The sequence below is a fragment of the Curtobacterium sp. 260 genome, from assembly GCF_030803485.1.
Taxonomy (GTDB): Bacteria; Actinomycetota; Actinomycetes; order Actinomycetales; family Microbacteriaceae; genus Curtobacterium.
Genome location: NZ_JAURUY010000004.1, coordinates 280,340 through 293,882 on the forward strand (window position 1 = coordinate 280,340; position 13,543 = coordinate 293,882).

General features: G+C 65.5%; 7 protein-coding genes. 3 read left to right on the forward strand and 4 right to left on the reverse strand.

All coding sequences use genetic code 11. From position 1 onward, the window contains the following. Nucleotides 1–42 precede the first annotated feature (42 nt). The 4 genes from J2X59_RS07690 to J2X59_RS07705 all read right to left on the reverse strand — a co-directional run bounded on the left by J2X59_RS07690 (nucleotide 43) and on the right by J2X59_RS07705 (nucleotide 7,107). Nucleotides 43–537 (reverse strand): hypothetical protein, encoded by a 495-nt coding sequence (locus tag J2X59_RS07690; RefSeq protein ID WP_326496262.1) that lies wholly within the window; start codon nucleotides 535–537, stop codon nucleotides 43–45. Between the two features lie 212 nt (nucleotides 538–749). Beyond that, the gene (locus tag J2X59_RS07695; RefSeq protein WP_326496263.1) at nucleotides 750–3,860 is read right to left on the reverse strand and encodes a type I restriction endonuclease subunit R; all 3,111 of its coding nucleotides are present in this window, start codon (nucleotides 3,858–3,860) and stop codon (nucleotides 750–752) included. Beyond that, the gene (locus tag J2X59_RS07700) at nucleotides 3,857–5,128 is read right to left on the reverse strand and encodes a hypothetical protein (protein ID WP_326496264.1); all 1,272 of its coding nucleotides are present in this window, start codon (nucleotides 5,126–5,128) and stop codon (nucleotides 3,857–3,859) included. Before J2X59_RS07700 ends, J2X59_RS07695 begins: the two co-directional genes overlap by 4 nt. Then, nucleotides 5,125–7,107 (reverse strand): type I restriction-modification system subunit M, encoded by a 1,983-nt coding sequence (locus J2X59_RS07705; RefSeq protein ID WP_326496265.1) that lies wholly within the window; start codon nucleotides 7,105–7,107, stop codon nucleotides 5,125–5,127. Before J2X59_RS07705 ends, J2X59_RS07700 begins: the two co-directional genes overlap by 4 nt. 194 nt (nucleotides 7,108–7,301) lie before the next feature. Between J2X59_RS07705 and J2X59_RS07710 the strand changes: the two genes are divergently transcribed. The 3 genes from J2X59_RS07710 (at nucleotide 7,302) to J2X59_RS07720 (ending at nucleotide 13,455) form a co-directional block, all read left to right on the forward strand. Beyond that, nucleotides 7,302–9,413 (forward strand): nuclease-related domain-containing DEAD/DEAH box helicase, encoded by a 2,112-nt coding sequence (locus J2X59_RS07710; protein ID WP_326496266.1) that lies wholly within the window; start codon nucleotides 7,302–7,304, stop codon nucleotides 9,411–9,413. Between the two features lie 75 nt (nucleotides 9,414–9,488). Then, a complete protein-coding gene (locus J2X59_RS07715; RefSeq protein ID WP_326496267.1) occupies nucleotides 9,489–12,167 on the forward strand; it encodes a DEAD/DEAH box helicase in 2,679 nt (892 codons plus the stop codon). Nucleotides 12,168–12,258: 91 nt separating this feature from the next. Then, nucleotides 12,259–13,455 carry a hypothetical protein gene (locus J2X59_RS07720; RefSeq protein ID WP_326496268.1) on the forward strand — a complete coding sequence of 399 codons (1,197 nt, stop codon included), beginning with the start codon at nucleotides 12,259–12,261 and terminating at the stop codon, nucleotides 13,453–13,455. Nucleotides 13,456–13,543: the final 88 nt, after the last annotated feature.

Genomic DNA, 13,543 nt, shown 5'->3' on the forward strand with positions numbered 1-13,543 from the left:
CCGTGTCGTCTGGTGCGGATCGAGCTTAGGGGTGGGAACCGACTAACGGCGCTCGAGGTGAGCTTCGCTGCCGGGGACCAAGAGCTTGCCGTGTTTCAGGCCTGTCTGATTCAGGAGTTCGTACAGCCGCTCTCGGAGCCTTGCGAGGTGGCTGCAGTACAGACCGGCGCTCTCCTCGCTCAACTCGAGGTAGTCATTACATGCTTGGATCATCTTCGTCAGCGTCTGCTGATCCGATCGTCGACCGACCAGCACGGATCGTGTCGCGCGGATGCTGTTCCGCGCATCAACGATGCTCTGATTTGCGCGGCGGTAGTCGCCACGCCATCTTGCTCCGAAGACACGTACCTCTCGCGCCTCTCGGAACGCTCTGCGCTCGCCGAGTTCCCTCATGAGACGACGCAGAGCCGCTAGCTCGACGCGACGCCGCTCCCAGCGATATGCCCCGTAAGCGATGACCGCGGTGAGGAGCGCACCGACCACTGCTCCGAACAAGGCGCCTAGCCAGTCGGCGTTCCCCCAGAAATCCTCAAGCACGAATCGATCCTAACGATCGGTGGCGACGCACGACCCACCGAAGGCCATGCCTGAGTTGCGACCGAGGGGATTGCTCCCGATCCCACGAACGACCTTCGGAACAAGTCGGTCCTGACCACTGAGACCTGGCCCTCACCCGGTCTATGGAGCATGACCGCTCATCAGGCTGCAGGTCGAATCGACGACGAACGCCGTCGGCGCCAGTGATCGAATCAAGCCTTCTGCTCACCCCTCCTCAGGAACTCGTACAACATCGCTGGCAGAGCCCTCCCGAGTTCACCTTGCAGACTCGGATCGCCGAACAGGTCATCGATGAAGTCCGGCGTCTCCTGCCTCAGGCGAAGCAATGCTTTGGTGAACGCCTTCGGGAGAGCAGGCGATTCCGCGAACTGTTGCGCCGTGTTCGCCAAAGCCTGACCTTCAAGATCACTATCGAGGGCGAGCTTGCCGATGATGTGGCTCATCTGGAGGTCGATGACGCCGACGCCGTACTTGTCACCGAGGCGCTCGTTGAGTTTTTCGATGATTTCCTCGAGGGCGCTGCGGTGCTTCTCGTGGATCGCGCCCGACCCAATTGCGGTGATCGGATCCAGCCCGGCCCCCTGCTCGAGGTTGAGCTTCACGGCTTCACCGGCGCTGATCTTGTAGCCCACGAGGGATACGTCCGAGATGTCGACTGGTTCGAGGATCGTCGCGGTAGAGAGTTGCGGAAGGATGCGGCGGAAGAAGTAGTGCCGGCGGGGCAGGTCGGTGTCTTCGAGGTTCCGGGCTTGGGAGATGAAGTCGTAGAACTTCACGAAGTTCCCCACGTCCGCCTTGAGGAGCCGCAGTTCGTCCTGTTCGTCCTTGTCATCGTCGAGCACCGCCGCGACCCACCGCTTCTGGAAGCGGTCCACTGCCGGCGCGGTCGCAGCGGACACCTTCGAGTTCGCGTTGAGCCCGCCAGTGAGTGCAGCGTCAAACGCCTGCTCCACCTCGGCCATGTCGTAGATCCCGGCCGAGTCCAGCTTCGCCACGAGGTCATAGATCAGGTTCGCATCGGTCGTTGCGGTGAGCGTCGCCTTCCCGTAGTACGGCAGGAACGCGTCCAGCACCTCCTGCGGATCGTTGACGAAGTCGAGGACGAACGTCCTGTCCTTGCCCGGGTGGGTGCGGTTCAGTCGAGACAGGGTCTGCACTGCCTGCACCCCGCCGAGCTTCTTGTCGACGTACATCGCGACCAGTCGAGGCTGGTCGAACCCGGTCTGGAACTTCTCTGCCACGATCATCACGTTGTAGTGAGCTGGTTTAAACGCCTCCGCGAGGTCCGGTTGCACCCCGGGGTTCTGGGTACGCTCCGTCAACCCTTCGCCGACGTCGTCCGGATCTTCAACAGTGCCGGAGAAGGCCACCAGCGACCGCACTCCCAAGACACCCGCATCGCTGATGTAGCTGTCGAGGTACTTCTTCCACCGCACAGCCTCGACCCGCGATCCTGTGACGACCATCGCCTTCGCCTTGCCTTCCAGCAGCGGCTGTACGAAGGTGCGGAAGTGGTCGACGACGATCTTTGCTTTCTGGCTGATGTTCGTCGGGTGCAGCCGCACGTACCGCACGAGCGCTTTTACCGCGGTTGACTCATCAACCTCACCGGCGCCATCATAGTCACCTTCGGGGTGCTGCAGCTTCCACGCCACCTTGTAAGGAGTGTAGTTCTGCAACACGTCAAGGATGAAGCCCTCCTCGATCGCCTGCTGCATCGAGTACAGGTCGAACGGCTCCGGCGTCGCATCCGGCCCCGCACCCTCCGGCATCCGCCCGAAGAGCTCCAGCGTCTTCGCTTTCGGGGTGGCGGTGAAAGCGAAGTAGGAGAGATTCGGCGCCGACGCAGTGACCGACATGGCCCACTGCAGGTACGCGTCCGAGTCGATCGGCGTACCTTCGGCTACTGCCGCCCGCTCGTCCGGAGACAGCACCTTCGTCAACGCCCCCGCCGTTGATCCGGTCTGCGAGGAGTGAGCCTCATCCGCGATCACCGCGAAGCGGCGCCCCTTCAGCTCAGGCAGGGTTTGAATTGCGGTGATCAGCGCCTCGAACGACTGGATCGTCACGATGACGATGTTCTTACCACCGGTGAGTGCCGTCGCGAGCTGCTTCGACTTCGACTCGCCTCCATCCTTCGTGATGGACTGAACTACCCCGGCCTGCTTCTCGAACTGTGCAATCGCGTCCTGCAGCTGCTTGTCCAGCACCGTCCGGTCTGTGACCACGACGACCGTGTCGAACACCCGCTGATTCTGGTCGTCATGGAGCTGGGAAAGTCGGTGGGCGAGCCAAGAGATCGAGTTCGTCTTCCCCGACCCCGCCGAGTGCTGTACAAGGTAACGGTTCCCTGCCCCCTCGGTCCGCGCCGCCTCAACGAGCCGGGTGACGCCGCGCCACTGGTGGTAGCGGGGGAACAGCACCTTTTGCGTTCTTGTCTTCTTGCCTGTGTCCGGGTCGACTTCTGTCTCAACCTGCAGGTGCACAAACGAACTCAGCAGTAGCAGCCAGGTGTCGCGCTGGAGAATCTCCTCCCAGAAGTACGAGGAGGCCGACCCGTGCGGGTTTACCGGGTTCCCTGCTCCCCCGTCGGCGCCCTTGTTGAAGGGCAGGAACCGAGTCGCCGGGCCGGCGAGCTTGGTCGTCATCCGCACCTCGGAGTTGGACACCACGAAGTGCACCAGCGAACGCTTCCCAAACCCGAACAGCGGCTCGCCCGTCGGTGACCGATCGAAGCGGTACTGATCGACGGCGTTCTCGAGCTGCTGCGTGAAATTCGTCTTCAACTCGACGGTCGCGACCGGGACTCCGTTTACGAACAGCACCAAGTCCAACGCCTTGTTCGGGTGCTTTGCCGAATAGTGCACCTGACGGACCACCCGGACCCGCATCTTCGCGTAGGCCTCGAGAGTGTCCGGGTTCTGCGTGGTCGCCGGCCTGAACTGGGCCATTCGGAACTTCACCGCACCGCCGTGCAGCGGCACCATCGAGAAGCCCTCATGCAGAATTCGGATCGTCCCACCGTTCTTCAACGGGTCGAGATCCAGCGACTTCGCCAGACGCGTCAAGATGGCGCGGTTCGCCGCGAGACGCTGAGCGTCCGTATCAGCCGGACGTACCACCCTCGCGAACTCGGCCGGCTGCGACTCCTCCAACCAACCGAGCACGTCCTCGGGGAACAGCGCGAGCTCCCGGTCGTACCCGGCGTCAATCGGTGAGTACAACCATCCGTTCGCAGCGAGGTGTTCGGCGATCTCGTTCTCCAGCGCCCGCTCCAAGTGCGCCCCCGCAACACCGCTCATGCAGCCAACCCCAAATCAATCTCTCCTATTACTGCAGCCGAGATCAAAGCGGCCCGTCGCTCCCGTGCGAGATCAACGCTCTGGCGAGCCGCCCGAATAACGGTGTCAATTTCAGCAACTGCGCGGTCCAGGTGCTCGGCGATAGCCCGCTGTTCCCGGTACGGCGGGACCGCAACGAATTCGTTGAAGTACGATTTCACGTCGAGATTCTGAATCCCGGTGGATTGTTTCAGCGACTTTTCAGTCAACCGCAATCGATACATTGCCCCGTGAACGTACGTCCAGAATGCTGGGTCCATCTGTTCACGCAGTTGCACCCGAGCCACAAAATTGGAGCATACCGCGGGCTCGGCGCGGTCGTAGAGTACGACAAATCCGACTGGGGACTTCTCGCCTCCCCCGGATTTCTCGAGTAGGAGGTCACCGCTTCTCAGAATGCGGCCCGCTCGTTCTGACGCGGTCAGTCGTCGAATCGTGTACACCTTGTCATGGATGCGCTGATTGGAGCGATCGAAGTCGGCAACACGAACGCAGCGGAGATCATCTTCGTCACCCTCAGGATCCGCACCCCAAACACCATTCCGTGCCCGAGCGACAGTCGATGCGAGCCGTTGAATCGACCAGTGGCTAGGGACATCTCCCAACCACTCAACTCCGCTGGCCAGCAGCTCGACGGCCGCGTCGAGGCCGCGCAGAACTGTCCGCGCTATCAGCGCGTCACGGCGCTCGATGAGGAGATTGATGAGTTCCAGGTTCTTCGCGATGAACACATCGATCTGCGCCGTTTCCCGATCTAGATACTCCACAACGGACCGTTGCCGAGGGATCGACGGTAGATCTATCTCTATCTGCTTCACGGCTTGCGGTCGCGCGCGCTGAAGGCTTCCACCCAGACCATCGACCGTCGCCATGAACTGAGCATGAAAACGCGAGTCCAATAGCGCATAGCGCAGATATCCAGGCAACGCCACATCAGAACGAAGCACGATCCACTCTGATGAGGCAATTTGCCGCCGGCCTCCCCCCGGCGGAACAATCCAAACTCGCTGAATATGAGGCACGATCTTGCTGACTAGGACATCGGAAGGAAAAACCGTCAATTTAGTGGATCCAATATCGGAACCGATGATGGTCTCGGGTGAACCTTCGTCGAACGCAGGGATGCTCAGCAAATCAAAGACCTCGTCGGGATGCTTCCTCGGGTCTATGGACTGTCGGGCGGAAAAGAATTGGCCAATCCGCACCGAGGTCTTTCGGCTGATGCTCACCGTTCGACCTCGATGAGCATTGCGCGGAGTTGATCCATGACGGATGTCAGGTCGCGGTCGATTTCCTCAAGGGGGCGGGGCGAAACGTACCCGTAGAAGTGGCGGTTGAAGGGGATTTCCGCGCCTTCCTTCGTCTTGGAGTCATCGATCCACGCACCTGGGGCATAGGGGAGAACTTCGCGGGCTACGAAGGCATCGACGTCTTCGTTCCAAGGCACGTTCTCAGTATCGCGAAGCGCCGTGTCCGGTTCCGGGTTGCCCTTGCTGTCGGTGCAGATGTCAGCAGTCTCGTCCTGCTCACCAAGCTCGATTGTCACGGTCTTCAGCGACGCTGCGGAGAGGCGGAGGTTTGCGGCCCTCGCGGCGTCATTCAGCGCCTTATGGAATGCCGTGCGGTTCTTCCACACGGTGTCGGTGCCCAGCCGGTCGAGCGCGGCACGCAGCGCTGCGGCATCCGACTCGCTCAGCTTCTGGACGGCCTTCGCTTCGAGGACTGCCTCGACGCGCTCGGTAGTGGCTTGCCAGTTGAGTTTGAGAGGGCGTTCGACGGTGATGGTGCGGTAGAGGAAGTCTTCGTTGCGGAAGATCTTCGAGTGCTCGCCATCCTGGAATCCGGCGTACAGGCGAACGATCGTGTCGATGTTCTGTTGCGAGAGCTCGTTGCGCTTGGAGCCGAGTCCCTTGCGGAGCTTGATGAACATCTCGCGCCCGTCGATGAGCTGCACCCGGCCCTTGCGGTCGCCGTCCTTCCGGTTTGTGAGGATCCAAATGTAGGTGGAGATGCCGGTGTTGTAGAACATGTCCTTCGGCAGTCCGATTATCGTTTCAACGAGGTCGTTGTCGAGCAGCCACTTGCGGATGTTCGACTCGCCGCCGCCCGCGCCGCCGGAGAACAGCGGCGACCCGTTGAGGACGATCGCCATTCGGGAGCCGCCGTCTTCGGGCTTCCGCATCTTCGACACCAGGTGCATCAGGAACAGCATGGCGCCGTCGCTGACAGCGGGGGTCCCGGGGCCGAAACGCCCGTTGAAGCCGAGCTTGGTGTGCTCGTCGTCGACGTCGGCGCGCTGGTCCTTCCAGTCGACGCCGAACGGCGGGTTGGACAGGCCGTAGTCGAACTTCTTGTCGTCGAAGGCATCCTCGGTGAGAGTGTCGCCGAGGGCGATGTTGTCGACGTCCTGGCCCTTGATGACCATGTCGGCCTTGCAGATCGCGTACGAGGCGTCGTTGTAGTCCTGCCCGTACAAGCTGAGCTGGATGCCAGGATTCATCCTGCGGAGATACTCGTCCGCGACGGACAACATCCCTCCGGTACCGGCGGTCGGGTCGTAGATGGACCGGACCACTCCGGACTTCGAGAGAGCGTCGTCGTCGAGAGCGAAGAGCAGCTGGACCATCAGTGCGATCACCTCGCGGGGCGTGTAGTGATCGCCGGCGGTCTCGTTCGACTTCTCGTTGGCGAACCGGATGAGTTCTTCGAACACCAGCCCCATCTGAATGTTGCTCACCGTGCGAGGGTGGAAGTCGGCCTTCGCGAACTTCTCAGTGACAGCGAACAGCTTGTTCTTGTCGGCCAGCTTGTTCAGGGTCTTGTCGAACTCGAACCGGTCGAAGATGTCCCGCACGTTCGGCGAAAACCCCGCCAGGTACGAGGCGAGATTCGAACGGAGGTCCTGCGGGTCATCGACGAGCTTCCCGAGGTCGAACGGGGACGTGTTGTAGAACTCATGGCCGGACGCGTCGGTGAGTGTGGCTGCTTGCAGCATCTCGGGCAGCGAGCCGATCGCCTTCGCTGTCTGGAGGACGGCCGGCTTCGTGTCGGCCAGGACCGCATCGAGTCGGCGGAGCACCGTGAACGGGAGAACGACGGATCCGTACTCGGAGGGCTTGAACGGGCCGCGAAGGGACTCGGCGATGTTCCAGATGAAGGCGACGTGATTCACCAAGGCGTGGGACTCCTGCTGTTGAGCGACGTACACGCGGTACCCAGACCGCGACCCGTCCTATCCTCACGCATCACGCGCGCTTTCAACATCTGACGGCGCGCCGACCGCAAGCGGGAACGGAGACGCCACCCCAGAACAGGTGCTCGCGCCCACCTCACCCTAACAACGAGGATGATTTAGCACCGCGCGCCCAGGGGAAGACGCTCGGTGCCACGAGCAAGATCCCCGTGGAAGCCACCAAGACGCTCGCCGGAGAATCGGCAGGCACCGAAGCCCGCCGCCAGCGAAGCCTCGCAGCCGAGCACCGCCGCCGGGCTGACGACGCCGAGCAACGCGCCGCCCGCTACGAGATCGCCGAACGCACCGAGAGCGAGACCGCCCGCGTCCTCGCCCCGCTGGCCGGCATCGGCTATAACCTCCTCGCCGACCGCCGCTGGCCCGGCAGCCGCACCGCCCAGGTCGACATGGTCGTCGTCGGACGCTCCGGCGTCTTCATCGTCGACACGAAGGCGTGGCGCGACGTCGCCGTCCACAACGACCGCATCACCCGCGGCCAGGAGGACGTCACCGACGACATCGCCCGCCTCGCCGACCTCGCCTACAGCACCGAGGCCGCCCTCGTAGACATCGGTCTCGCGCCCGGCGAGGTCCACGCTGTCGCCGCACTAGCCGGCCAGAAGAAGATGCATGCCAGGGTCGCCTCCGTCGACGTCGTCGGCGTACACGACCTGATCGGACACCTCACGAAGCGCGGCGCGCGGCCCTCCGCCAAGCGCGTCGACGAGGTCCTCGCCGCGCTCCTCGAGCACTTCCCCGTCATCGGCAAGGCACCGGTGGCACCGGTGGCACCGCAGCAGCTCGTCGTCCCCGCTCCGGTACTCCCCCGTGAGCCGGCACCGGTGCTCGACGACGAAATGGTTGACCACCTCCTCGACGGCGTCCTGGAAGCACCCATCGAGGACTGGATGGCCTTCCTCGACCCAGCCCAGGCCAAGCTCGTCCGCCGCAACTTCAACGGCCCCGCTCGCATCCGGGGTGCCGCCGGCACCGGAAAGACGGTGGTCGGCCTGCACCGCGCCGCCTACCTTGCGCGCGCCACCGGTGGTCGCGTCCTCTTCACCACGTACATCCGCACCCTCCCCGCGGTCCTCGAGTCGCTACTCGAACGGCTCGCGCCCGACATGGTCGGCCGCGTCGACTTCGTCAACGTCCACGCCTTCGCCAATCGTCTCCTGAAGGAGCGCGGGGTCACCTTCACGATCGACACTCTGGAGGCACAGCGCGCGTTCTCCGACGCGTGGAACGTGATCAGCGCCTCCAGTCCGTTGAAGGCGGCCCGCTTCACGCGCCGCTACTGGGAGGACGAGATCGCCTACGTCATCAAGGGTCGCGGTCTGACGCACTTCGACGAGTACGCCGACCTCGCCCGTGTGGGACGGAAGCACGCGCTGCCCGTCGAGATCCGCCAGGCGGTCTGGGACCTGTACGAGGCGTACTCGGCGAACCTCCGCCGTCGCGGCGTCTGTGACTTCGAGGACACGGTGCTCCTGGCACGCGATGCGCTGCGCGAGCTCCCCCTCGACCGGTACGACGCGGTCATCGTCGACGAGGCCCAAGATCTTTCCTGCGCGATGGTCTCGCTCCTACACGCCCTCGTCGGCGACCGCCCCGACGGCCTGACCCTGATCGGCGACGGCCAGCAGACGATCTACCCCGGCGGATACACCCTCGGCGAGGTCGGCATCAGCCTCGCGGGCCGCGGGGTCGTCCTCGACGTCAACCACCGGAACACCGCCGAGATCCTCGACTTCGCCAAGCAGAAGGTGACCGACGATCAGTTCATGGACATCGAGGGCATCGACGGGGCCGGAGACGCGGTGTCTGCGGTGTCGCGCTCCGGCGAGCAGCCCGGCGTGCACCACTTCGCCGATCGTGACGCGCACGACGCAGCGTTGCTCGCGCGGGTCGAGCAGGTCCTCCGGCTCGTCAGGACGGGCCACAGTGACGTCGGGATCCTGACGGCGACGAACCCGCAGGCCGACAAGGTCCGGGCGGTGCTCGACGCAGCTGGCGTCCCTTCGGTGTCGCTCAAGTACTACGCCGGCAAGAGTTCGGACCAGATCCGGGTCGGCACGATCAAGCGCGCGAAGGGCATCGAGTTCAAGCAGGTGCTGCTGCCCCACGTCCCGGCGAAGCTCCTCGCGGACGCGCCGGAAACCGAGTCGGCCGCAGATCGCGAACGGCGCGAGCTCGATCGGCGGGAGCTGTACGTGGGGATGACCCGGGCCCGTGACGGGCTGTGGGTCGGGTCGCTCGGGAAGACCCGCGCGAGCCGCTGACCGACGGCCAGGCTCCCGGTACCGTCGGAGCACGCCGCATCCCCTCGTCCCAACAACGACACCTCGGAGCACGCCATGGCCGACAAGGCAGCACGCAACCGGATCGACGCCCTGAGCCAGGCAGCCATCGGCGTCACGGAACACCGGACCGCCGTGCAGGCAGCCGCCGATGCCGTCGTCGTCGCGCTCCGCCAACGGCGAGCGTCCGTCCACGTCGACGACGTTCGAGCCGATCTCGTCCCGCTCGTTCCGTCGGATGCCGACCTCGCAGCTGACCTGGTCCGCCGGCAGATGTTGCCGCAGGTCGACGCCGAGGCGAGCTCGGTCGTGCGCGTGCTGTCTGATGACGTCCCGCAGGCTCTCGAAGACGCGCGCCGCGGAACCGGCTTCACCGCCCTGTTCTCGGGCCGTGAGCGCCGCGAAGCGGCCGCTCGGGGCAATGCGTTCCTCGACCAGACGCTCGAGTGGTTGGAGCGTACCGGAGCCGCGCAGCGCCTCCAGTCCGTCGACGACCGGCACGTCCCCAGGCCGGCCGTGCCGCTGGAAGCGCTGACCGACCCACGCGGTCCGCTGGCGATGGTCGCACCCGACCTGAGCGGTGGCGCCCCACTCGCACTCGAGGGCATGGGTGACCTCCCGGCGATCGTGAGCCGATTGGCTGGTGCGATCACGCGCGAACGCACCGCGCACGCCGACGTCGTCGAAGCCGGCCGAGCGGACCGCGAAGCAGCAGCACGGTACGAGCTCGACCGCATGGACATCGACCGGCTGCGCGACGCGACCGGCGACCGTCTGCGCCTCGGAGCGCTGCGCGACGCCGGCGTGACCACCGTCGGTGCTGTGCTGCGGAACCCGGTGTTCCCCGGGCAGTTCGCCGGGGTCGGCGAGGCGACGGCATCGCGCATCAACGGTGCCGCCCGCGCGCTGGAAGCGGCAGCGCGAGAGGACGCGGTCGTCCGCATCGACCCCGCACGGCGTGACGACCAGTCGCTCGCGCTCGTCCGTGCCCTGCTCGAGTGGGAGGTCGCGAAGGCCGTCGTCGGCCCGCGCGAACAGAACCTCGTCGACGGACTGCGACCTCTGGCCACGATGATCGAGCGCGGCGCATCGATCGCTCTCGTCATCCCGGACCAGCGCGCGGCGAACCCGACCGCCGTCCGTCAGACGATCCTCGCGGCGGCCGAGGATGCCTGGCACCGTACGCAGCGGGTGGATGAGCATATTCGGGCGACACCGGGCGACCCGTGGCAGGACTTCCTGCAGCGGCCCGCCGCGTTCTTCGCCCTGCTCGACGAGGCCGGACTGACGAAGCCAGCGGGCGCTGCTGCCCGCGGCGACCTGGGCGACGAGTTGATCGCACAGGTGGAGGGCTTCTCGCTCGACACCTCGCGGCTGTCCGCGTCGCTCCGCGGGTACCAGCGATTCGCGGCGGCCTTCGCGCTCGTGCAGCAGCGGGTCGTCATCGGCGACGAGATGGGCCTCGGCAAGACCATTGAGGCACTTGCGACCATCGCACATGTCGCCGGCACGACACCCGGTCGGACTCCGCACTTCCTCGTGGTCTGCCCGGCGGCCGTCGTCGCGAACTGGGTCCGTGAGGCCGAGCGGCACACTGACGTCCGCGCCTTCCGGCTGCATGGTCCGGCTCGACTGCTCGGTCTGCGGCTCTGGACGGACGAGGGCGGCATCGGCGTCACGACGTACGAGACGCTCGAGTGGTTCCGCACCCGTGTGCCTGAGGAGCTGCGGTTCGCCTCCGTCATCGTCGATGAGGCGCACTACGTCAAGAACCCCGAGGCGAAGCGCACGATGAACACGCGTGCGCTGCTCCGGCGAACGGATCGAGCGATCCTGATGTCGGGCACGCCGCTCGAGAACCGCGTCGACGAGTTCCGGGTGCTCATCGACCACATCCGACCGGACCTCGTGGTGGACCAGTCCGACGACAGCCCGATGCTGTTCCGGAAGCAGATCGCGCCGGTGTACCTGCGCCGTCGTCAGGAGGACGTGCTCACCGAGCTCCCGGAGCTGGTCGAGGTCGAGGAGTGGACGGACCTGACCGACGTCGAGGCAGCGCAGTACGCAGACGCAGTTGCCGCAGACGACTTCCATGCAATGCGTCAGCTCGCGATGCTCGGCGGCACGCAGTCGAGCAAGGTCGAGTCGCTCGTGGAGATCGTCGACGAAGCCCGAGCCAACGACCGGAAGGTGCTCGTGTTCTCGTACTACCGATCCGTCCTCGCCGCGGCTGTCCAGGCCGTTGCTGACGGTGGCGCGGTGTTCGGTCCCCTCACTGGGAGCACGCCCGCCGCGGCGCGCCAGGACCTCGTCGACGAGTTCGCCGCCGCGGAACCAGGAGCGGTGCTCGTCGCGCAGATCGAGGCAGGCGGCGTCGGCCTCAACATCCAGGCCGCATCGGTCGTCGTGATCTGCGAGCCCCAGCTCAAGCCGACCACTGAATGGCAGGCAATCGCCCGGTCGCGGCGGATGGGGCAGCTGCAGTCGGTGCAGGTCCATCGGTTGCTGTCCGAGGACGGCGTCGACGCCGCACTGGTGCGGATGCTTGCACGGAAGGCGCAGACGTTCGAGGACTTCGCGGCGGTCAGCGAAACGGCCTCGGCGTCGGCGCAGGCGGTGGACGTGTCGGACTCGAAGCTGATCGCGCAGGTGTTGCGAGAGGAGCGGGAGCGACTCAACGTCTCGGAGCTGGTTCCCGAGCGAGCTGACGAGGGCGCCGGCGCCGGCGCCGTATGACTCAAGGCTGGCTCCGTAACGTCTCTCGTTCGTGCAACCATGTGCTTCATCACCGCGTACCCGAGCGCGGCTCAAGACGAAGGACCCCGCGATGACCGACATCGACGCCCCTGACGAGACCCTCGAAGCAGAGGTCCCAGCCGAGGAGGCGACCCGGGAGATTGCCAAGGCCGTCACCGGCCGACGCGCGCTCGCCCGTCAGTACGTGAAGTGGCTCCGGCGACGGAACCCGTCGGCGACGCCGACTGAGATCGTGCAGATGCTCGAGCGTCACTACGTCACCTCGATCACCACCGCTGGTGCGGCGATCACGGTCGGCTCGATCGCCGCTGACATCGCGATCGCGTCGATCCCGATTGCCGGCCCTGCCGTCGCCGGAGCGAAGAGCGCCGGCGCACAGGCTGCGAAGACGGGCACGAAGGTGGCCCTGAGAACTGCCGCGAAGAACGCGGCACGCACGGGTGCCAAGGGCGCCGCGGCGCGACTGCTCCCCGCCGGTGACCAGCAGCTGCAGTTCGAGATCACCGCCGTCTTCGGTCTCGCTGTCGCTGACCTGCACGGCATGGACCTCGACAAGGACCAGGCTCAGGCGCTCGTCCTCGGCCTGACCAACGAGCGGGTCAGCCAGCAGCAGATCGCAGCCATGGCGACTGACGTCGCTGAAGTGACCTCCGAAGGCACCGTCTCGACCGGCCGGAAGATCGCCGCTGGTCGCGACGACTGGTCGCACTGGGCGACCACGTTGTCGGATGCGCTCCCGGGCGGCGCCGCGCAGAGCCTGATGCGCACGATCCAGACCGGTGAACTCGATCCGGTCCGGGAGGGGCTCACGGGCAAGCAGCGTGCCTCGATCGAGTACGGCGTCGGCGCAGTCACTGGTAGGGTCGCGCGCTTCGTCTTCGGACGCGACGTGGTCAAGTCCGCGAAGACAGCGTTCCCCGAGCCGCCGGCGGAGTTCCCGGATCACCTCGCCCTGACCGTGAAGACCGACGGTGACGACGAGGAGTCCGACAACCGCGCCCTCGCCGCTCTCGAGGACGCCGCTCGATCGACCGGCACGTGGGTCAGCGGTGCTGCGGGCGCCGTCGGCTCCGGCGTGTCGAGCGCGGCGAGTGGTGCGACGCGGGTGTTCCGCCGAGTCGACCTGGACGGCGATGGCGAACCGGACGAAGCACAGGCGCTCACCGCGGTGAAGAACGTCGGCGGCAAGGTCGCGGGGGCGGCGGACGCCGTCGGAGGCCGAGTCGCGGGGCTGTTCAAGTCCAAGAAGAAGAGCGACGGAGAATGAGCGCGCTCCCCTCGGCCGCTCGGCCCGAGGAAGTGCTCGCTCGAGCCGTCGGAGATGCGGTCCAGGCGCTGGGCGGGCAACCTCGCCG

Coding starts and splice junctions, on each gene's coding strand:
- J2X59_RS07695 (WP_326496263.1), bottom strand. CDS start 3,860: ATGAGCGGTGTTGCGGGGGCGCACTTGGAGCGGGCGCTGGAGAACGAG.
- J2X59_RS07715 (WP_326496267.1), top strand. CDS start 9,489: ATGGCCGACAAGGCAGCACGCAACCGGATCGACGCCCTGAGCCAGGCA.
- J2X59_RS07720 (WP_326496268.1), top strand. CDS start 12,259: ATGACCGACATCGACGCCCCTGACGAGACCCTCGAAGCAGAGGTCCCA.